Source organism: Bacillus sp. S4 (genome assembly GCF_040838205.1).
GTDB lineage: Bacteria > Bacillota > Bacilli > Bacillales > Bacillaceae_G > Bacillus_A > Bacillus_A cereus_U.
The window spans coordinates 1-20,044 of record NZ_JBFPJI010000036.1 but is presented as its reverse complement, the minus strand read 5'-3'; the positions used below and the strand labels follow the sequence as shown (position 1 = coordinate 20,044).

Below are 20,044 nucleotides of genomic sequence, written 5' to 3'. Positions count from 1 at the left end.
GTGTGATATAGTAAAAAATAGTGAATATTCTTCCAATTTAATACAAATTACATATAGATTGGTAGAATTATTTTATAGAATGTGAAAGTAAAGTGAAAAGGGAGAGTCATATGGTAAATTTTAAGAAAATTTCGGTTTTTATTATGGTTATTTGTTTATTTTTTTTGACACCTATGACGTTATATGCTGAGACGAATATTGGAGTAAACCCGGAGCAAGTGGCACCTCCACCTGCGGAAGGGCCGAATGTTTTTAGTCAGTTTGCGACTACGATTGATGCGAAAACAGGAGATATGTTGTACGACAAAAATGCACATCATCGTGCGTTCCCTGCTAGTATGACGAAAGTGTTAACGGCGATTTTACTAATGGAGCATACGAAGCCAGAGGATCAATTTACGTTTTCACAATTAGCATTAGATCAAGAGAAGAGTAATTATCAAATTGAGTTTCAACCTGGTGAGACTATTAATAGAAATACTGCACTTATGATTTTAATGGTGCTGAGTGCGAATGATGTGTCGTATGCGATTGCGGAGCGTATTGGAGGAAATGTTGAAAATTTCGCTAATATGATGAATGAAAGGGCGAAGCAATTAGGGGCTAAAGATAGCCATTTTGTAACGCCAAATGGATTGCATGATCCAAATCATTATACGACGCCATATGATATGGCCATGATTACGAGAGGTGTGCAAAAGTATCCTGAAATTTTACAAGCGATGAATACGAAAAGAACGACGGTTACGACATCTACGCAAACAGTGTCTATTTTTAATAAGTCTACTTATTTTGAAAATCCATATAGCATTGGTGGTAAGACAGGATTTACGAATGAAGCGCGCAATACGCTCGTTTTATTAAATGAGAAGGATGGGAATCGCATTATAAATGTAGTAATGGCTTCTCAAAGACCTGAAATTTATGAAGATTTGAAGCAGATGGCGGAATATTCTTTTGGGCAATTTACGAAGCAAACTGTATTAGATAAACATAGCTGGCATCAAAAGACAACGTATTTAAATAAAGATGTTGATTCTGAATTGGAAAAAAGTGCTGAGCTTATGCTAAAGAAAGATGAAGGGAAAAATGTAAAAACGGCTTTTCGGGTTAATTCAGTGGATAAAGAAGCTTTGTACCAAAAAGGAATTCATCGCGGTGAAGTAGTTGGTGCGGTAGATATTATAAAAAATAATCAAACGATTGCGACTATAAATGTTCTTTCAAAAGAAGATGTTACGTTTGCGATGCCTAAAAAAGATACAGTTGCACCTGAAGTAGAGGAATCCAATGTGAAAGTGATAAGTGTTGGGATAGGTGCGATTGTATTATTTGGAGCCATTTTATATGTAGTGCTGCGCCGAAATAGACAAGGAATGAAATCAGAAGAGAAATAAATTGTTAGTATAGAGACTGTGATGAGGTTTTGTCACGGTCTTTTTTGCATGTATTTTAAAAACGATTTAACTAATAATTGTAAATGTTCTTATTGCATTTCTGTATTGTTCGTTATATTATTTACTTGTGTTCTTGTTAAAGAACGAAAGTGGATATTACATATTTCAAATAATATAAAACAACAGAGAGGGAGAGAGACGATGAAATTAGTTTGGAAGATTATTAGCAACGTTATCTCATTTGTTTTATTTGCATTGATGGTTTTTTTAGCTTTTGTAGTTGTTTCGTCAAAAGCGAGTGGCGGGGATCCAACTGTGATGGGATATCAATTTAAATCAGTGTTATCAGGATCGATGGAACCGACATTTTTAACAGGATCAATCATTGCAATAGAGCCAACTAAAGATGGCTCTAAATATAAAAAAGGCGATGTTATTACGTTTAAAGAGAAAAATGACAAAATTATCACTCACCGTATTATCGGTGTGAAAGATACAAATGGAAAAGTAATGTATGAAACAAAAGGGGATAACAACAACGGACCAGATTTAGCACCAGTACTTGCAGAGAATGTAATCGGAAAGTATGCAGATATTACAGTTCCATACGTTGGTTATGGACTGAATTATGCGAGTTCAAAAGCGGGTGCAGCATTACTTCTTATTATTCCAGGAGTCTTTTTACTTGGTTATTCCGCGATTTCTATTTTTGGCGCTATTCGTAGCATCGACGGAGAAAAGAAAGATAAAAAAGTAGAACAATCCGTATAGTTAATTTGGTTATATCTTCCTATTAGGAAGTTAACAAATATATATTATGGGGGATTTGGACATGACTTTAAAGAAAAAATTAGGAATGGGTATCGCATCAGCAGTACTAGGAGCAGCATTAGTTGGTGGAGGAACATTTGCATTCTTTAGCGACAAAGAAGTGTCAAACAATACATTTGCGGCTGGTACACTTGATTTAGCGGCAAACCCATCGACAGTTGTTGATGTATCGAATTTAAAGCCTGGCGATACAATTAAAAGAGATTTTAAACTAGAAAATAAAGGCTCTTTAGACATTAAAAAAGTTTTACTAAAAACAGATTACAAAGTAATCGATGCGAAGGGCGACAATAAAGATGATTTTGGTAAACATATTAAAGTAACATTCTTAAAGAATGTAGATAAGCATGAAACAATTGTAAAAGAAACAACGCTAGATAAATTGAAGGGTGATACACTTACAGCGGTAGACAATGATTTAGCTGCTTGGTTCTGGGATGAAAAAGGTATTTCTGCAGGTAAGTCCGATAAATTTACAGTGAAATTCGAGTTTGTTGATAATAAAAAAGACCAAAATGAATTCCAAGGAGATAAACTAAATTTAACTTGGACGTTTGATGCACAACAAACAGAAGGTGAAGCAAGATAATAATAAAAAAGGGCTATCACATGGATAGCCCTTTTTCTATTTTTCTAGCATATGGCTATCATTTTGTATAGTTCTTTATTATAATAAAGATAATGTTCTGTATAAAGAACGCATTGTTCGATGGGAGAGATTAAGATGCTGAAAAGACCGCGTAATTTAAAAAAGATGCTTATATTGCCGTGTGTGTGCTCTATTACGTTTTATTTAGGATCTCAAGTCATGACGCATACAGAAGCGGCATTTATTCATGAAACGAAAGTAGAAGCGACGCTTTCTACAGCAATTATATTTCCGAAAACAGTTAATACGTTAAAAGAGCAAGCTGAGCAACATAAACAGTTTATTGAGCATGAGTATGGAACAATGAAGGGGAAATTGAAAGCAACTTCTATTGAAGAAATAGAACAGGCAATTGTAGTATGGCAGCAAGGACGTGAGAAAATTACTTCTGAGAAGGAAGCTTTACAAAATGTATATACTGCAATAGAAACTCCTTATAATCAAATACAAGAAGAATTAAAGGGAAATAAAGATGAGTCGATTCAGCAAGTAGCTTTATATGTGAATGAAGGCTTTCGCAGTATAAAAGAGAAGCGCGATTATATTGAGAAAGAAGTTAGCTTGCAAGCTATTGATGAACAGATCCAGGCTCTCCAGCAACAATTAAATGTTGCAATTGAAGCGGAAGGGCAAAAGAAAGTAGAAGAACAGAAGAAAGCAGAAGAACAGAAGACAGCAGAAGAACAAAAGAATGTAGAAGAACAGAAGAAGATAGAAGAACAGAAGAAGCTAGAAGAACAGAATGAAACAGAAGAACAGAAGAAGCTAGAAGAACAAAAGAAAGCAGAAGAACAAAAGGAAGTAGAAGAGCAGAAGAAAGTAGAAGAACAAAAGAAAGCAGAAGAGAAAAAGAAGGTAGAAGAACAGAAACAAACAGAAACAGCTAAGTAGCCTGAGCAAGTGATTTAATGAGAATGCTACTTCAATTAACCAATAATATTGTGGCTAGCACGACTTAGAGATCGTCATGAAAGAGAATAATGTATATAAGTGTGAGGGAGTATTTATCCTCGCACTTATTGTCTTGCTCTCGTGTGCTTCTAATAGAAAATGTGTTGGAATGAGCTGAAAAAAACTGAAAAATCAAAACAATATTGAGAAATAAAAATAATTGAAAATACTAAAAAAATATGGTTGTATTTATATAGGTTTGTTCGTTATAATGAACTTAAGGTTTTTAGAAAAGAACAAATATTAGCTAAGCTAATATAGTTTTAGTTACACCTCTTATTTTGAAATAAGAGATAAAAATACAAAAAACAGCTAGGGGGAATTGATTGTGAGTCTGAAAAAGAAATTAGGTATGGGAGTTGCATCAGCAGCATTGGGGTTATCTTTAATTGGTGGAGGAACATTTGCATTCTTTAGTGATAAAGAAGTATCGAACAATACATTTGCAGCTGGGACGTTAGATCTTACATTAAACCCTAAAACGCTTGTAGATATTAAAGATTTAAAACCAGGGGATACTGTTAAGAAAGAGTTCTTATTAAAGAACGATGGTAGTTTAACAATTAAAGATGTTAAATTAGCGACAAAGTATACTGTTAAAGATGCAAAAGGTGATAATGCTGGTGAAGACTTTGGTAAGCATATTAAAGTGAAATTCCTTTGGAACTGGGATAAGCAAAGTGAGGCTGTATATGAAACAACTTTAGCGGATTTACAAAATGTAGATCCAGATCTTTTAGCTAAAGATATCTTTGCTCCTGAGTGGGGAGAAAAGGGTGGATTAGAGGCTGGCACAGAGGATTACCTATGGGTACAGTTTGAATTCGTAGACAATGGAAAAGAGCAAAATATTTTCCAAGGTGATTCATTGAATTTAGAGTGGACATTCAATGCTAACCAAGAAGCTGGAGAAGAAAAATAATAAAGCAAAAAGCGGGGATTTCCCCGCTTTTTTTTATAAAGAAAAAAAGAAGTGCCCGTTTTAAGCACTCTTTCATATGTATTATTGTTGATTTTTCTTCCATTGTGTAAATTCAAGAAATTCACGAAACTGTTCTTTTGAGACACCGGAGCTCATCGCATCTTTAACGAGTTGTGTCCATTCGGAGTCTAGATGACTTTCTGTTGTTGTTTCATCGTGAAGTAACGTATCAACTGGAATTTGTAGAACAGCTGAAATTTTTTCGAGAAACTGAATGGAAGGGTTTTTTTGTAAATTTCGTTCTATAGAACTAATGTAAGATTTAGCTACACCAGCTTTTTCGGCGAGTTCTGTTAGTGAAATGCCCTTTTGTAAACGAAGGCGTTTTATACGTTCTCCTATCATATTTGCGCACCTTTCTATCAATATGTAGTCGTCTTATGATGTGATTATTATAACATAAACTTCGTTAAAAAGAACGAGGCTATTGAGCCTGGCTCGTATGCTTCATACGTTGGAAAAAGTGTTCAATATCTTGCAGGGCAATGCCAGCATCTAGAGCTTCAAGTATTAAATCAATCCATTCTTGATCTAGTGAGTCAGCCTTATCTTTGTACAAATGTAATTCCTCCCTAATTATTGGTCATAATTGCTGCTACATAGTAGACGATAATTAATCGAATTTTATATTTTATGTATCAAATTATCGAATATTGTGTAGATGAAACAAAGATAAAATCCCCATTAAATTCTCTCTATGGAAATTATAAGGTTTCTGCCAAAAATTTTCAATATTTTCTGAAAACATTGTTGAATTGTGATATATTCGTATACTAACTATGAAATTTTTACAAATATATTAAAAAAATTACATAATATAACTAAATATTGAAAATATATTGAATTTTTAATAATATAGAGTATGTAATACATATTTTATATTAGGGGAGGCAATAAGGGATGAACAAGAAACCATTTAAAGTGTTATCATCAATTGCTTTGACAGCTGTTCTAGGCTTGTCGTTTGGTGCTGGAAGCCAGTCTGTATATGCTGAAACGCCGGAGAACAAGACAGCTACAAGCCCAGTTGATGATCACTTAATCCCAGAAGAGAGATTAGCAAATGCGCTAAAAGAACGTGGGGTAATTGATTCGTCGGCTTCAGAGACAGAAACAAAGAAAGCTGTCGAAAAGTATGTAGAGAAGAAAAAGGGTGAAAATCCTGGGAAAGAAGCGACAAATGGGGACCAACTTACGAAAGATGCATCTGACTTTTTAAAGAAAGTGAAAGATGCGAAAGCAGAAACGAAAGAAAAATCAGAGCAACCAGCAAACGGGACTGCAGCAGGAACAGGTCCAGTTAAAGGGGGCTTAAATGGTAAAGTACCAACTTCACCAGCAAAACAAAAAGGATATAACGGTGAAGTTCGTAAAGATAAAGTACTCGTTTTACTTGTAGAGTATGCTGATTTCAAACATAACAATATTGATAAAGAGCCTGGCTATATGTATTCGAACGATTTTAATAAAGAGCATTATGAAAAAATGTTATTCGGTAATGAGCCATTTGCGTTAGAGGATGGAAGCAAAATCGAAACGTTTAAACAATATTACGAAGAGCAATCAGGTGGTAGTTACACAGTGGACGGAACAGTCACAAAATGGTTAACAGTTCCAGGTAAAGCTGCTGATTACGGTGCAGATGCTGGTACAGGTCATGATAATAAAGGACCAAAAGGACCACGTGATCTAGTAAAAGATGCATTAAAAGCGGCTGTAGATAGCGGACTTGATTTATCACAGTTTGATCAGTTCGATCAATATGATGTAAATGGTGATGGGAATCAAAATCAACCGGACGGTTTAATCGATCACTTAATGATTATTCATGCGGGTGTTGGACAAGAAGCTGGCGGTGGTAAATTAGGTGATGATGCAATTTGGTCACATCGCTGGACAGTTGGACCAAAACCATTCGCAATTGAAGGTACAAAAGCGAAAGTTCCATATTGGGGCGGAAATATGGCAGCATTCGACTACACAATTGAACCAGAAGATGGCGCGGTTGGTGTATTCGCACATGAATATGGCCATGATTTAGGTCTTCCAGATGAGTATGATACACAGTATAGCGGTCAGGGTGAACCGGTTGAAGCTTGGTCTATTATGAGTGGCGGAAGCTGGGCTGGTAAAATCGCAGGAACAACGCCAACGAGTTTATCACCACAAAATAAAGAGTTTTTCCAAAAAACAATCGGTGGTAACTGGGCGAACATCGTAGAAGTAGATTACGAGAAATTAAATAAAGGTATCGGTCTTGCAACATACTTAGACCAAAGTGTTACGAAGTCAGATCGTCCAGGTCTGATTCGTGTTAACTTACCAGATAAAGATGTAAAAGGAATTCAGCCTGCATTTGGTAAACAGTATTACTACAGCACAAAAGGTGATGACCTTCATACAACGATGGAAACGCCACTATTCGATTTAACGAAAGCAACGACTGCAAAATTCGATTATAAGTCATTGTATGAAATCGAAGCAGAGTACGATTTCCTTGAAGTACACGCTGTAACAGAAGATGGACAAAAAACGTTGATTGAAAGAATTGGTGAGAAAGCAAATAGTGGAAATGCAGCTACGACAAATGGAAAATGGGTTGATAAATCATATGATTTAAGTCAATTCAAAGGTAAGAAAGTGAAACTAGTATTTGAATATATTACAGACGGTGGATTGGCGTTAAATGGATTTACACTTGATAATGCGTCACTAACTGTAGATGGAAATGTTGCATTCTCTGATGATGCAGAAGGTACACCACAATTCAAATTGGACGGTTTCGTTGCATCTAACGGAATGGATAAGAAAAAGCATAACTACTATGTAGAGTGGAGAAACTATGCGGGTTCAGATAACGCATTGAAATTTGCTCGCGGTCCAGTATATAACACTGGTATGGTTGTATGGTATGCGGATTCAGCTTACACAGATAACTGGGTTGGCATACATCCAGGACATGGTTTCCTTGGTGTAGTTGACTCTCATCCAGAAGCAATTGCAGGAACTTTAAATGGCAAACCAACATTTAAAAGCAGTACGCGATTCCAAATTGCTGATTCGGCGTTCTCATTCGACAAAACGCCAGCTTGGAAAGTGGTATCTCCAACGCGTGGAACATTCGTATACGATGGATTACCAGGAGTACCGAAGTTTGATGACTCTAAAAAGTATATTAATGAGCAAATTCCAGATGCAGGACGTATTTTACCGAAGCTTGGTCTGAAGTTTGAAGTAGTAGGACAAGCTGATGATAACTCTGCAGGTGCTGTTCGTTTATATCGTTAATACAGTAAAACTACCGGGAGATTTTCTTTCGGTAGTTTTTTTGTGAGCAATGAATTTTATATAAAGGGAAAAGTTATATATAATGTAACTTTAAGAATAGAAATTTGTTACATATGAAGTCTATATAAATAATGAAAGAATTGGATAAAAATAGTGGGAGAAGGTGAGTGCATGAGTATTTCCTCTATTGTAAATAAACAAAAGGAATATTTTTACAAAGGGCATACGAGAAGTGTAGAGACGAGAAAGAATAATTTGAAGAAGCTTTATGATGGAATTCAGCGTTTTGAGGATGAGATTTTTCAAGCGTTGAAATTAGATTTGAATAAATCAGTTCACGAATCATTTACAACAGAAATTGGATATGTACTAAAAGAGATTTCTTTTCAAATGAAGCATATTTCATCTTGGAGTAAACCAAAGCGTGTTCGCACAGCTCTTACTCATTTTGGATCGAAGGGGAAAGTAGTGCCAGAACCTTATGGTGTGACGCTTATTATCGCACCGTGGAACTATCCGTTTCAATTAGCAATTGCCCCACTCGTAGGAGCATTGGCAGCCGGAAATACAGTCGTTTTAAAGCCGTCAGAGTTAACGCCAAACGTTTCAAAAGTGCTTACGAGAATGCTAGAAGAATTATTCCCAGAAGAGCTTGTATCGGTAGTAGAAGGCGGTGTTGAGGAAAGCACTGCACTTTTAAAGGAACCGTTTGACTATATTTTCTTTACAGGTAGTGTTGGTGTTGGAAAAGTTGTGATGGAAGCAGCGGCGAAAAAATTAACGCCTCTTACGTTAGAGCTTGGCGGGAAAAGCCCATGTATTGTACATAAAGATGCAAAGCTAGATGTAACCGCAAGACGTATCGTTTGGGGCAAGTTTTTGAATGCTGGGCAGACGTGTGTAGCGCCTGATTATATGTACGTTCATTCTTCAGTGAAAGAGCAGTTAATCGAGGCATTACGACATGAAATCGCAGAGCAATATGGAAAAGATGCTTTGCAAAATGACAATTATGTGCGAATTGTGAGTGAGCGTCATTTTGAACGTCTATGTACATTTTTGCAAGACGGTAAACCTGTGATTGGCGGGAATTATACGAAAGAAACATTACACATAGAGCCTACAGTGTTAACGAATGTTACATGGCAAAGTGCTGTTATGGAAGATGAAATTTTTGGACCTATTTTACCAATTATAGAATACGACAAAATAGAAGAGGTAATTGAAACGATTCAGCACCATCCAAAGCCGTTAGCACTATATGTATTTTCTGAAGATAGAAAAGTGCAAGAGAAAGTGACGAGTAATATTTCATATGGCGGAGGATGTATAAATGATGTCGTGTATCATCTTGCAACGCCATATTTACCTTTTGGGGGCGTTGGAAGTAGTGGGTTAGGCAGCTATCACGGTGAACAAAGTTTTCGGACTTTTTCACATTATAAAAGCATTTTGTCCCAATCTACAGCATTTGACATGAAAATTCGTTACTCTTCTACAAAAAGTGCTTTAAAATTCATACGAAAGTTGTTAAAATGATGATGGTGTTTATCAGTAGGCGTAGCCGTATGATAAAAACCCCTTCGCAACTGAAGGGGTTTTTCTGTTCGACATATGTATCATGCGAAAATGAATCAAACATACTACATAAAGAATAGAAGAGAACGCTGCTAAACAACCATTTTTGTTTGGATCGAAACAAAAAATAGTCTATAGAACATAAATATTTATTCATGAATATAAAAATTAAAATTTAAGGTAGATAGGACGGGAAAATGAAAAAGATTATTAAAGTTGAAGCAGTAGAAAAACATTTTGGAAATCAAGTGATTATCCCCCCTCTTTCTTTAGATATTAAAGAAGGAGAATTTTTAACAATTTTAGGACCGAGTGGTTGCGGGAAAACGACTTTACTTCGTATGATCGCAGGATTTGAAACGCCAACTAAAGGGAATCTTTTATTAGATGATGAAAAGATTAACGATTTGCCGCCATACAAGCGTCATATGAATTTAGTGTTCCAACATTACGCACTATTCCCACATATGAATGTTGAAAAAAATATTTGTTTCGGTATGAAAATGCAAAAAGTATCAGCAACAGAACAGAAAGAACGTGCGGAAGAGGCAATGCGTTTAACGCAGTTACTTGAGTTCCGTAATCGTAAACCGTCGAAGCTTTCTGGTGGACAGCAACAGCGTGTAGCAATTGCAAGAGCAATTGTAAACAACCCACGTGTATTACTATTAGATGAGCCACTTGGAGCGCTTGACTTTAAGTTAAGAAAAGATTTGCAACGTGAATTGAAAAACTTACAACGTAATTTAGGAATTACGTTCATATATGTAACGCACGATCAAGAAGAAGCGATGAGTATGAGTGATCGTATTGTCGTTATGAATAAAGGGCATATCGAACAAGTCGGCACGCCTAAAGAAATTTACAATCAACCGAAAACATTGTTTGTTGCAACGTTCATCGGTGAAAATAATATCGTGAAAAATGGGGAAAACTACGTAGCAGTTCGCCCTGAAAATGTAAAAGTTCGCTCGGTTGAAGAGCCAATTTTAAAAGAATACCACCTTGGGCATATTGAAGATATTGAATTTGTTGGAAATATGGAAAAGCTATATGTACGTGAGGAGAAAACATCGGAATTACTAATGGCATATCAAACTGCTGAAGAAGCAACGCAGTGGAGCATTGGAGATAATGTATATGTAGGCTGGGAGCAAGAGGACGAGGTGACCTTAAATTGAAGAAAGGGAAATTACTCGCATTACCTACAGTCGTATGGCTGTTACTCTTCTTCCTAATTCCACTTCTGTTCGTATTAGCATTTGCCTTCATGCAGCGCGGAGCATACGGGACAGTGGAAATGAAATTCACATTAGATAACATAGCGCGTGTGTTTGATCCATTATATATGGGGACGTTATGGGAAACAGTGAAAATTGCGGTTATTACGACAGTACTATGTTTATTAATCGGTTATCCATTTGCCTATACAATTACAATTGTTGATCGTAAATATCGTTCTATCCTTTTATTATTGGCAACGATCCCGTTCTGGATTAACTTCCTTGTTCGTTCATACGCATGGATTGTTATTTTACGTTCACAAGGTCTTGTAAACACATTGCTATTGAAACTAGGTATTATTAGTGAACCTTTAAATCTGTTATACAATACACCTTCTGTAATACTCGGAATGGTATATTCTTTATTACCATTTATGATTTTACCAGTGTATGCAGCAATTGAGCAGCTTGATAAGCGTAAGCTAGAGGCAGCTTATGATTTAGGCGCAACACCAGTAAAGGCATTTTGGAATGTAACAGTACCGATGACGATGTCAGGGATTACAACTGGTTCTATTTTAGTATTCGTTTCCTCTATCGGAATGTTTGTTGTATCAGACGTTATGGGTGGATCGAAAGTAGCATTAATCGGAAACGTAATTCAAAACCAATTCTTAGGCTCACGTGACTGGCCGTTTGGTTCCGCGTTATCTATGATTGTTGTTCTATTCTCTGTTCTGTTAATTTACTTATATTATCGTGCAACGAAAGTATATAAATATGATGGAAACGGAGGGGAATAGGCAAAAATGAAGAAGTTTTTAGTTTCTTATTCTTGGTTAATCTTATTGTTTTTGTATTTTCCAATGATGGTTTTAATGGTATATTCCTTCAACGATTCTCGCATTAATGCGGAATGGGAGGGCTTTACACTCCATTGGTATACAGATTTATTTCAAAAACAAGATGTTATTGATGCGTTTGTAAATAGTATTACGATTGCTCTTATAACGACAATTGTGACGACAGTTCTTGGTGTGATTTTTGCTATTGCATTACACCGTTACAAATATCGTTTTGAAGGGGCCATTAACGGTCTTGTATATTTACCAATTTTAATTCCTGATATTTTAATGGGATTATCTTTACTTATCCTATTTAGTCAATTAGGTATGGAACTTGGAAAAACAACAATTATTATTGCACACATTACATTCAGTATTTCATTTGTTGTTGTTATTTTAGCGGCACGTCTTTCTGGTATGGGACGTGATTTAGAAGAGGCTGCAAACGATTTAGGAGCAACGCCGTGGCAAACGTTTCGTTATGTAACGTTTCCAGCAATTGCACCAGGAGTTATTTCAGCCGCATTATTAACATTCACATTATCGATTGATGATTTTGTAATTAGTTTCTTCGTATCAGGACCAGGATCAACAACATTGCCATTATACATTTATAGTATGGTTAAGCGCGGAGTATCACCTGAAATTAATGCTCTTTCTACAATATTAATTGTTGTAATTGTAGGATTAATGGTGCTATCGGAAATTTTCCGTAATAAAGGTGCAGACGGTGAAGAAAACTCTGGAGGACACCTTCCTTTATAATACGAATGATATAGAAAGAACGAGGAGGTAAAAAATCAATGAAATTGATGAAGACATTAGCTGGCGCAGCTATTAGCTTCGGCCTTGTTGCAGGTGTACTTGCGGGCTGTGGTGAGAAGAAAGAAGAATTGAATATTTATAGCTGGGCTGACAACTTTGATGAGCAAGTTTTAAAAGATTTTGAAAAGAAATATAACGTGAAAATTAACTATGATAAATATGCAAGTAATGAAGAAATGCTTGCGAAATTACAAGCTGGTGGCGCGACATATGATTTAATTCAGCCATCTGATTACATGGTGAAAACGATGGCGAAGATGGACTTATTAGCGCCTTTAGATAAGAAGAACATCCCGAACATCGAGAACCTTGTTTCTAACTTTAAAACACCTGCATTTGATCCAGAGAATAAGTATTCTCTAGTATATACTTGGGGTGTAACAGGCATTGCATACAATAAAAAGTATGTGAAAGAAACACCTACAAGCTGGAATGATTTATGGAACGAGAAATATAAAGGACATGTTACTTTATTAAACGATTCTCGTGAAGTATTAGGAATGGGACTTAAGAAAAATGGTTTCTCTAATAGCACGAAAGAGGATGCACAGTTAAAGACAGCGTCTAATGATTTACAGAAGCTACTTCCAAACTTATTAGCATTTGATACAGATAATATTAAACAAAAATTCATTACAGAAGATGCGTGGATCGGGACTGTATGGTCTGGAGACGCAGCATTTATTGCGAAAGATAACAAAGATGTAGGATACGTTGTACCAAAAGAAGGAGGCACAATTTGGGCTGACACGTTAGCGATTCCAAAAGGTGCGAAACATAAAGAACTTGCAGAGAAGTTTATGAACTACTTATTAGATGAAAAAGTAAGTGTGAAAAACTACGAGTCAATTGGTTACAGTAATCCAAATGAAAAAGCTCATCCTCTTCATAGTAAAGAATATCGTGATAATCACATGATCTTCTTAACAAAAGAAGAATTAGATCGTACAGAGTGGCTTGTTGATGTAGACGATAAGTTAAAAGACTACGATCGCTACTGGACAGAGCTGAAAACAAAAGGTAAATAAGTAAGAAAATGCGGTTTCTAAAGTAGAAATCGCATTTTTTCATAGTAGGAGGAAATCGATTGAAGAAAAAGTTACATCAGTATGAATTAATGTGTATCATTTTGTTGTTTGTTCTATTTAGCATCATCGCTTGGAGGGTACATGTAGGTGGTGTTACAATGATGGATACATACGTACGTGATATGGTGAAAGGATTACAAACGGAAAGCTCACTTACATTCTTCACATACTTTACAAAGTTAGGATCTGCAATTGGAGTTATAACGACACTAATTATAAGCTTGTTCGTTTTTTGGAAAAAGCGTTATTATGCTGCTATGATTGTGTATCCAATGGCTATATTAACGACACACCTTGTTAATAAGGGAATAAAAGAAATTGCAAAAAGAGACCGCCCATCATTAAATGAGGCACTTGACGCACTTGGGTATAGCTTCCCAAGTGGACATGCAATGCTATCTATCATAACATTCGGTTTTCTTGCCTATATCATTGCTGCGAATTTGAAAAGTATAGCTGGAAAATGTGGTATTACGATTTCGATGGGCATATTAATTATATTGATTGGATTAAGTAGAGTTATTTTAAATGTTCATTATCCGACTGATATTTTAGCTGGTTATTGCGCAGGTGGCGTGTTGTTAATCATCGCAATTTATTGTCATCGTTTACTTACCGAGAGATTGGGACTTAATAACGAGAGATAGAAAAACGTCTAGAAAAACTAGTATTATAGTTTTCCTAGACGTTTTTTGTTTATGGGGAGATGTGATACAGTATAAATGATAAGTGAATTATATAAAGTAGGTGAAAATGTGTGAAGACAAATGTACATAAAATTGATAAGTGGGGGAAGATAGGAACTTTTTTGTATCAATTTCGTTATACAGTAATCGTAGCATTACTATTACTTGCGATAGTGCTCGGTACTTTTGCTCCAAAACTTCCAGGAGTATTGGGCGGTGATGGTTTCCAAACAGAAGGAGATTATCAAAAGACGAAAGAAATTTTAGATAAAGATTTTAAGCAGTCTCAAGATACACTTTTACTCGTTTTTGAAAAGGAAAAAAATACTTCGCATGAGGATTTCCAAAAGCGTATAGAGGGGATAATAAATCAAATTCAAGAGAAGGAAACATACGAATCTTTCCATCATCCCATGCAAAATAAAGAGATGTTACAAGATGATATCGGTTATGCGACGATTTTATTTTCCGGGAAAACAAATAAAGAACGAATGGAAAAGACATTACAATTCGCCGAAAAAATCGAGAAGGAAAGTAATAGCGTATTAAAAGTAACACCGACAGGATATCCGAAAATTAATCAAGAGATTAATGAAAGAACGCAAAATGATTTAAAAGTAGCAGAGATGATTGGATTACCTATTGCTTTTCTCGTACTATTATTCTCATTTGGTAGTCTGATTGCGTCTATTTTACCGATTGTAAATGGCGCGCTTAGTGTCATTAGTACGATGGGGATTTTATATTTTATAGGTAGTGATAAAGAGCTATCTATTTTCGTGTTAAATGTTGCGCCGATGATTGGGCTCGCATTATCAATTGATTTCGCACTGTTATTTGTAAATCGTTTCCGAGAGGAAGTTGCGAAGAGAACAGTGAAAGAAGCGATAGCGATTACGTATCAAACGGCAGGACGCGCTATCGTATTTTCAGGGTTATGTGTATTCGTCGGTTTATCAGGCTTATTTTTCTTTAAGATAGATTATATTCAGTCTGTTGCTATTAGCGGGATGATTGTCGTTATTATGAGTATTTTGTTTTCGCTCACACTTCTTCCAGCACTATTATCTTTAATTGGTAAAAGGATATTAAAAAAGAATCAGGCGGCGCCTACGCCATCAAAGGTCTGGCGTAAATTTGCACAGTTTGTAATGAAACATCCAATCGTCATGATTATTGTTGTTCTAACATTTATTGTTATTTGTTTATTACCGCTACGTACAGCTAACTTGCAGTTTCCTGGTGTTGAAGCGTTACCTGAAAAGAGTGATACGAGAATTGCATTTGAGAAGTATGAAGAAGCCTTTAATAAGACTGTCAAAACACACGCCGATGTTACTTTAGTAGTAGAGACGAAGGATGATATAACAGAAAAAGAAAGCTTACAAAAGGTAGAAGATGTCGTTCAAAAGTTAAAAGATGACAAGCAAGTATATAAGGTGACAAGTGTATATGACGGGCTAAATGGAATGAAAGCAGATCAAGTTGCGGGAATGTTACAATCACCAGAAGCGGCGAAAATAGCTCCTGTATTTGAAGCGTATACGAAAGGAAATAAAACAACAATGGAAGTCTTTTTGGATACGAAGCCAAGTACAGAAACTGCAAAACAATGGGTTCGTGATTTCAAAAAGAATTATAAAGAAAACGATGTTACTTATTATTTAGGCGGGATGACAACGTTCCAACAAGAGTTGGAAGATGAAATTAAAGATAAAGTTGCAATTGGTATGTCTGTTATATTTGGGTCAACCTTTGTTATTTTATTATTCGCATTCCGCTCGATACTCATTCCAATAAAGGCGATTATTATGAATGTACTTAGTTTAAGTGCAACAATTGGAATTGTTATTTGGTTATTTGAAGGTGGTCATTTCGGATTAGATGAGAGTTCAGTTTTATTTGTATTACCAATCTTTATTTTCGGCCTCGTATTTGGGCTTAGCATGGATTATGAAGTATTTCTTATTTCACGAATCCATGAGTTATATGAGGAAACTGGAGATAACGATCAAGCAACGCTAGAAGGGCTTGTCTCGACAAGCCGCATCATTACATCCGCTGCTTTAATTATGATTGTTGTTACCGGTGCGTTCGCCTTTACTGATATTTTGCCAGTAAAGCAGATGGGTATTGGAGTCGCATTAGCGATATTTCTTGATGCAACAATTATTCGACTTATGCTTGTACCAAGTTTAATGAAATTGTTTGGAGATTGGAACTGGTGGTTACCATTTCGAAAGAAAAGAGAAAAATCATCGTAAAAAATGCTCATCTATAAGATGAGTATTTTTTTATGAATAGCGAGGCCTATATTTTGCAAATAGTATGTGATAAGAACAATACATACAAGTAGGTGAAGGCAATGTTTCGTTATTTTAAGTTTAAGCTAAATGATACAGTACAGTTTGCAGAAAAAGATGGGCATTTGTATCGCATTGTCGGTTATCGGTTAGAAAAAGGGTTTTATCCAAAAGATGAATGGACTCATATCATATATGAGTTACTTAGAGACTTTGACGGGTATACGATGGATGCGGAAGAAGAGGAACTTGTAAAAGTCATTCAAGTAGAGGATGAGTATTATAAAATACAAGAAGTATCGGGATATCGTTATCCAGTAAAAATGAAGCAAAAGCAGCAAGTTATGAAAGGAGAGAAAATAGACGACTTATTAGATACGTACAACGACTATAAACGATTGGCGGATTTCTTTAAAGATTTATTGTATGAACAAAAAGCTGAAGAAGTGTTGCAGGAGATGAAAAGGCTTAGAGCGTGAGGGGACAGTCGATTATAAGACTGTCCTCTATTTTTGACGGTGCATCAAAGTATGTTTTCCGTTACAATGAGAGAATCAATAGAAATAAGGTGATTATAGTATGGAAACAAAGAAAAAGGGCGAATGGTGTGAAATTACGGTTCCAGCAACGTGGAATGGTATAAGTATTGAGTCGTTGTTAAAAGTAGAATGGGAAGTACCAAAAAAGTTATTACATCAGCTTCGTATGGAAAAAGGTGTTACGGTTAACGGAGAACAGAGGAGATGGAATGAACTTTTAAAAGAAGGAGATAAGTTACAAGTTCATATGTTTATGGAGGAGGAGTACGGCGTAGAGCCGGAATATGGTGAATTAAATGTAGTGTTTGAAGACGATCACGTACTCATTGTAAATAAGCCTGAGCAAATGGATACACATCCTTCTGAAAAAAATGGGACGGGAACACTTGCCAATCTTGTTGCTTTTCATTTTCAAATGCAAGGTTTAGAGACGAAGGTTCGTCATATCCATAGGTTAGATAAAGATACGACAGGTGGTGTTGTATTCGCAAAACATAGAATTGCGGGTGCAATTATGGATCGTTTATTAATGGAACGGAAAATTAAAAGAACGTATACGGCACTTGTTGAAGGAAGAGTAAAAAAGAAGCAGGGGACAATTGACGCGGCCATCGGAAGAGATCGACATCATGCTACAAGGCGCCGTGTTTCTCCAAAGGGAGACCAAGCTATAACGTATTATAAAGTAGAGAAATATTTTAAAAAACAAAATGCGACGCTCGTAACGTTACAGTTAGAAACCGGTAGAACGCATCAAATTCGCGTTCATATGAGCTATAATGGAAATCCATTAGTTGGGGATGTATTATATGGTGGGCAAACAAAATATATGTCCGGGCAAGCGTTACATGCGATGAAGATTAATTTTTTGCATCCGATTACGAAAGAAGAGATCGTGGTTGACGTACCTTTCCCTACAAATTTAAACGACACAATGAAAAAATTTGAAAGAGAAAATGGGTAAAGTGTAAGCTTAAAGTTGAAAAAGGTAGATTTTTGCAGGGATTTCTCTAAAAGAGGCGAAGCCGTTAAGAGAAAAGAGAGGTGAGAATTACTTGATCAAATATAAATATATGCTAGGGATATTTTTCGCTTGTCTTTTACTTACTCTATGTATTTATACATATTTACCAACTCGTATGGCAGTGCATTGGAACGAGAATGGTGGAGCGAACGAGTTTATGAGTAAACAAGTTGTCGTATTATGTATTCCTGTCCTTATTATTATTTTACATGGATTAGTATATGTTATTTCACATAATATATATAAGTTTAATGAAGGAGAGCATTTCATTATAAGTGGATTTATAAAGAGTATTACTTTATTTATGATGTTTGTCCATCTACTAATTCTCTTTATTAATTTGGGAAGTATTATATCCTTTCAGACAGGACTAACGATTGGAATTAGTATGTTTCTTTTTATGTTTAGTAAAGTGTTTAAAAAGGTGAAGGATAGAGAGAAAGAACCGATCAAATTACAAAAGATCCGTTTAGTTAGTAGGCGAATCTTTCAAGTGATGGCATGCAGCGTATTATTTTCATTGCTTTTGGGCCTGAAGTGGGGATTTTATTTGTTAATTAGTGTAATAAGCTGCGGGTCTATTTTGTTTATGTTCTACATTTTATACGCATACATATTAGAAAGCTATGAAACATAAAAAAGAGTCTTCTCATCATGAGAAGACTCTTTTAATCTATTTACTTCGTAATAAATTGTTGTGTCCAGTAGTTGCCGCTTTCTACATAACCAACACCGATATGAGTGAAGCCGCTATTTAAAATGTTTGCACGGTGTCCAGTACTGTTCATCCAAGCTTGTACAACTTCTTCTGGTGTACGTTGGCCTTGTGCGATGTTTTCACCTGCAGATGTATAAGAAATACCAAATTTCTTCATCATGTCGAACGGAGACCCGTATGTAGGGCTGTTATGATCAAAGTAGTTATTCTTTTGCATATCTTCAGATTTAGCGCGTGCAACTTTGCTTAATTCAGTATCAATTTGTAATGCTGGTAAGCCTTGTTTTGTACGCTCAGCGTTTGTTAATTCAACAACGCGTTGTTCGAATTCGCTTAAAGATTTTGCTTCTTCAGCAGGCTTTTGCTCAGCAGGTTTTTGTGTTTCATTTTGAGTATTGTTGTTTTCAACTGGTTTTTGAGCTTCTGGTTTAGCAACTTCTTCAGCAGGCTTTTGTTCCGCTGGTTTTTGAGTTTCCTCAGCAGGCTTTTGAGCTTCTGGCTTAGCTGTTGGTTGTTCAGTTACAACATTTTCAGTAGGCTGTTGACCAGGAATGAAGCAATCTTGTTGGAATTGACCTTGATTCCATTGTGCTAATGACTCAACTCCCATAGATTGTAAGAATGCTTGTAATTCTTGTTGGCTCATTTGTTTCATCATTACTTTTGAATGCTGAATATTTTGAACCTTTATGTTAGATGGTTGTACTGTTGCAGCTTGTGCATCTAAAGATGATACTCCTAAAGTAAGAGCTGTTGCAGCAGCTACAGATAATAAAACACGTTTTTTCATGATGTGTGTCCCCCTATATAAAGTTTTAATTTGTTTTCACACGATTTGTTTTTGACAGCCTGTCTGACTGACAAATCCATCGTAGCATACAATTTACAAGAAAAAAGATGGAAAAAAATTCATAGACTTTGAAATTACCTAATTTATCCTAAGAGAAGAAAAGGGAAGAAATAAGAGAAACATAGAGTATAAAAGGAATTTTTAGCATTTTTATACTTGGTTTTAAGAGAGGGTTTTTGGATAGATTTACCTAAATGGAAAATAAAGAATCCTATTGTATCAATGGTTTGAACATTTTTTTGAGGAATATACTGGATTGATTTTTAC

The 20,044-nt window shown here is 35.8% G+C and carries 19 protein-coding genes; 16 read left to right on the top strand and 3 right to left on the bottom strand.

The features are described 5' to 3' along the window. Positions 1–110: 110 nt before the first annotated feature. The 5 genes from AB3X48_RS07095 to calY all read left to right on the top strand — a co-directional run bounded on the left by AB3X48_RS07095 (position 111) and on the right by calY (position 4,750). Positions 111–1,397 (top strand): D-alanyl-D-alanine carboxypeptidase family protein, encoded by a 1,287-nt coding sequence (locus tag AB3X48_RS07095; protein ID WP_088098829.1) that lies wholly within the window; start codon positions 111–113, stop codon positions 1,395–1,397. Between the two features lie 201 nt (positions 1,398–1,598). Beyond that, positions 1,599–2,168, top strand: coding sequence for a signal peptidase I SipW (gene sipW / locus AB3X48_RS07090; protein ID WP_016104223.1), 570 nt, complete (start codon positions 1,599–1,601; stop codon positions 2,166–2,168). A gap of 61 nt (positions 2,169–2,229) precedes the next feature. Further along, positions 2,230–2,817, top strand: coding sequence for a CalY family protein (locus AB3X48_RS07085; protein ID WP_002158775.1), 588 nt, complete (start codon positions 2,230–2,232; stop codon positions 2,815–2,817). Between the two features lie 120 nt (positions 2,818–2,937). Beyond that, positions 2,938–3,768: a DUF4047 domain-containing protein gene (locus AB3X48_RS07080; protein ID WP_082187210.1), complete on the top strand. Its 831-nt coding sequence runs from the start codon at positions 2,938–2,940 to the stop codon at positions 3,766–3,768. Between the two features lie 388 nt (positions 3,769–4,156). Beyond that, on the top strand, positions 4,157–4,750 hold the full coding sequence (gene calY / locus AB3X48_RS07075; RefSeq protein WP_016104225.1) for a biofilm matrix protein CalY: 594 nt from the start codon (positions 4,157–4,159) through the stop codon (positions 4,748–4,750). Positions 4,751–4,831: 81 nt separating this feature from the next. Here the strand turns inward: calY and AB3X48_RS07070 are convergent, their stop codons facing one another. Beyond that, positions 4,832–5,155 carry a helix-turn-helix domain-containing protein gene (locus tag AB3X48_RS07070; RefSeq protein ID WP_002064339.1) on the bottom strand — a complete coding sequence of 108 codons (324 nt, stop codon included), beginning with the start codon at positions 5,153–5,155 and terminating at the stop codon, positions 4,832–4,834. Positions 5,156–5,234: 79 nt separating this feature from the next. Continuing rightward, positions 5,235–5,369, bottom strand: a complete 135-nt coding sequence (locus tag AB3X48_RS07065; RefSeq protein ID WP_002011474.1) for an anti-repressor SinI family protein — start codon at positions 5,367–5,369, stop codon at positions 5,235–5,237. 341 nt (positions 5,370–5,710) lie between these two features. On the opposite strand from AB3X48_RS07065, the gene inhA1 reads away from it, so the two are divergent. The 11 genes from inhA1 to AB3X48_RS07010 all read left to right on the top strand — a co-directional run bounded on the left by inhA1 (position 5,711) and on the right by AB3X48_RS07010 (position 18,846). Further along, complete coding sequence (inhA1, locus tag AB3X48_RS07060; RefSeq protein ID WP_199715333.1) at positions 5,711–8,098, top strand: M6 family metalloprotease immune inhibitor InhA1; 2,388 nt, start codon at positions 5,711–5,713, stop codon at positions 8,096–8,098. Between the two features lie 171 nt (positions 8,099–8,269). Further along, positions 8,270–9,637, top strand: a complete 1,368-nt coding sequence (locus AB3X48_RS07055; protein WP_016104227.1) for an aldehyde dehydrogenase — start codon at positions 8,270–8,272, stop codon at positions 9,635–9,637. Positions 9,638–9,873: 236 nt separating this feature from the next. Then, entirely contained in the window at positions 9,874–10,857 is a 984-nt protein-coding gene (potA, locus tag AB3X48_RS07050) for a spermidine/putrescine ABC transporter ATP-binding protein PotA (RefSeq protein ID WP_002011479.1), read from the top strand. Beyond that, positions 10,854–11,702 carry a spermidine/putrescine ABC transporter permease PotB gene (gene potB, locus AB3X48_RS07045; RefSeq protein ID WP_002126118.1) on the top strand — a complete coding sequence of 283 codons (849 nt, stop codon included), beginning with the start codon at positions 10,854–10,856 and terminating at the stop codon, positions 11,700–11,702. Before potA ends, potB begins: the two co-directional genes overlap by 4 nt. 6 nt (positions 11,703–11,708) lie before the next feature. Beyond that, positions 11,709–12,509, top strand: coding sequence for a spermidine/putrescine ABC transporter permease PotC (potC, locus tag AB3X48_RS07040; RefSeq protein ID WP_002149696.1), 801 nt, complete (start codon positions 11,709–11,711; stop codon positions 12,507–12,509). Between the two features lie 38 nt (positions 12,510–12,547). Beyond that, complete coding sequence (gene potD / locus AB3X48_RS07035) at positions 12,548–13,597, top strand: spermidine/putrescine ABC transporter substrate-binding protein PotD (RefSeq protein WP_002202714.1); 1,050 nt, start codon at positions 12,548–12,550, stop codon at positions 13,595–13,597. 59 nt (positions 13,598–13,656) lie between these two features. After that, positions 13,657–14,304 carry a phosphatase PAP2 family protein gene (locus tag AB3X48_RS07030; protein ID WP_016104228.1) on the top strand — a complete coding sequence of 216 codons (648 nt, stop codon included), beginning with the start codon at positions 13,657–13,659 and terminating at the stop codon, positions 14,302–14,304. Positions 14,305–14,414: 110 nt separating this feature from the next. Further along, a complete protein-coding gene (locus tag AB3X48_RS07025) occupies positions 14,415–16,607 on the top strand; it encodes an MMPL family transporter (protein WP_016104229.1) in 2,193 nt (730 codons plus the stop codon). A gap of 101 nt (positions 16,608–16,708) precedes the next feature. Further along, positions 16,709–17,125, top strand: a complete 417-nt coding sequence (locus tag AB3X48_RS07020; RefSeq protein ID WP_002158768.1) for a YodN-related protein — start codon at positions 16,709–16,711, stop codon at positions 17,123–17,125. Positions 17,126–17,225: 100 nt separating this feature from the next. Beyond that, the gene (locus AB3X48_RS07015; protein WP_002158767.1) at positions 17,226–18,149 is read left to right on the top strand and encodes an RluA family pseudouridine synthase; all 924 of its coding nucleotides are present in this window, start codon (positions 17,226–17,228) and stop codon (positions 18,147–18,149) included. Positions 18,150–18,240: 91 nt separating this feature from the next. Next, a complete protein-coding gene (locus tag AB3X48_RS07010) occupies positions 18,241–18,846 on the top strand; it encodes a DUF1648 domain-containing protein (RefSeq protein ID WP_367959147.1) in 606 nt (201 codons plus the stop codon). Positions 18,847–18,886: 40 nt separating this feature from the next. Here AB3X48_RS07010 and AB3X48_RS07005 read toward each other — a convergent pair whose 3' ends face one another. After that, positions 18,887–19,717 carry a CAP domain-containing protein gene (locus AB3X48_RS07005; protein ID WP_199709442.1) on the bottom strand — a complete coding sequence of 277 codons (831 nt, stop codon included), beginning with the start codon at positions 19,715–19,717 and terminating at the stop codon, positions 18,887–18,889. Positions 19,718–20,044 lie beyond the last annotated feature (327 nt).

What these genes read in the sequence shown, in the direction of transcription:
- AB3X48_RS07095 (WP_088098829.1), top strand. Translation starts at nt 111, where the DNA reads ATGGTAAATTTTAAGAAAATTTCGGTTTTTATTATGGTTATTTGTTTA.
- sipW (WP_016104223.1), top strand. Translation starts at nt 1,599, where the DNA reads ATGAAATTAGTTTGGAAGATTATTAGCAACGTTATCTCATTTGTTTTA.
- AB3X48_RS07085 (WP_002158775.1), top strand. Translation starts at nt 2,230, where the DNA reads ATGACTTTAAAGAAAAAATTAGGAATGGGTATCGCATCAGCAGTACTA.
- AB3X48_RS07080 (WP_082187210.1), top strand. Translation starts at nt 2,938, where the DNA reads ATGGGAGAGATTAAGATGCTGAAAAGACCGCGTAATTTAAAAAAGATG.
- AB3X48_RS07070 (WP_002064339.1), bottom strand. Translation starts at nt 5,155, where the DNA reads ATGATAGGAGAACGTATAAAACGCCTTCGTTTACAAAAGGGCATTTCA.
- inhA1 (WP_199715333.1), top strand. Translation starts at nt 5,711, where the DNA reads ATGAACAAGAAACCATTTAAAGTGTTATCATCAATTGCTTTGACAGCT.
- AB3X48_RS07055 (WP_016104227.1), top strand. Translation starts at nt 8,270, where the DNA reads ATGAGTATTTCCTCTATTGTAAATAAACAAAAGGAATATTTTTACAAA.
- potA (WP_002011479.1), top strand. Translation starts at nt 9,874, where the DNA reads ATGAAAAAGATTATTAAAGTTGAAGCAGTAGAAAAACATTTTGGAAAT.
- potC (WP_002149696.1), top strand. Translation starts at nt 11,709, where the DNA reads ATGAAGAAGTTTTTAGTTTCTTATTCTTGGTTAATCTTATTGTTTTTG.
- potD (WP_002202714.1), top strand. Translation starts at nt 12,548, where the DNA reads ATGAAATTGATGAAGACATTAGCTGGCGCAGCTATTAGCTTCGGCCTT.
- AB3X48_RS07020 (WP_002158768.1), top strand. Translation starts at nt 16,709, where the DNA reads ATGTTTCGTTATTTTAAGTTTAAGCTAAATGATACAGTACAGTTTGCA.
- AB3X48_RS07015 (WP_002158767.1), top strand. Translation starts at nt 17,226, where the DNA reads ATGGAAACAAAGAAAAAGGGCGAATGGTGTGAAATTACGGTTCCAGCA.
- AB3X48_RS07005 (WP_199709442.1), bottom strand. Translation starts at nt 19,717, where the DNA reads ATGAAAAAACGTGTTTTATTATCTGTAGCTGCTGCAACAGCTCTTACT.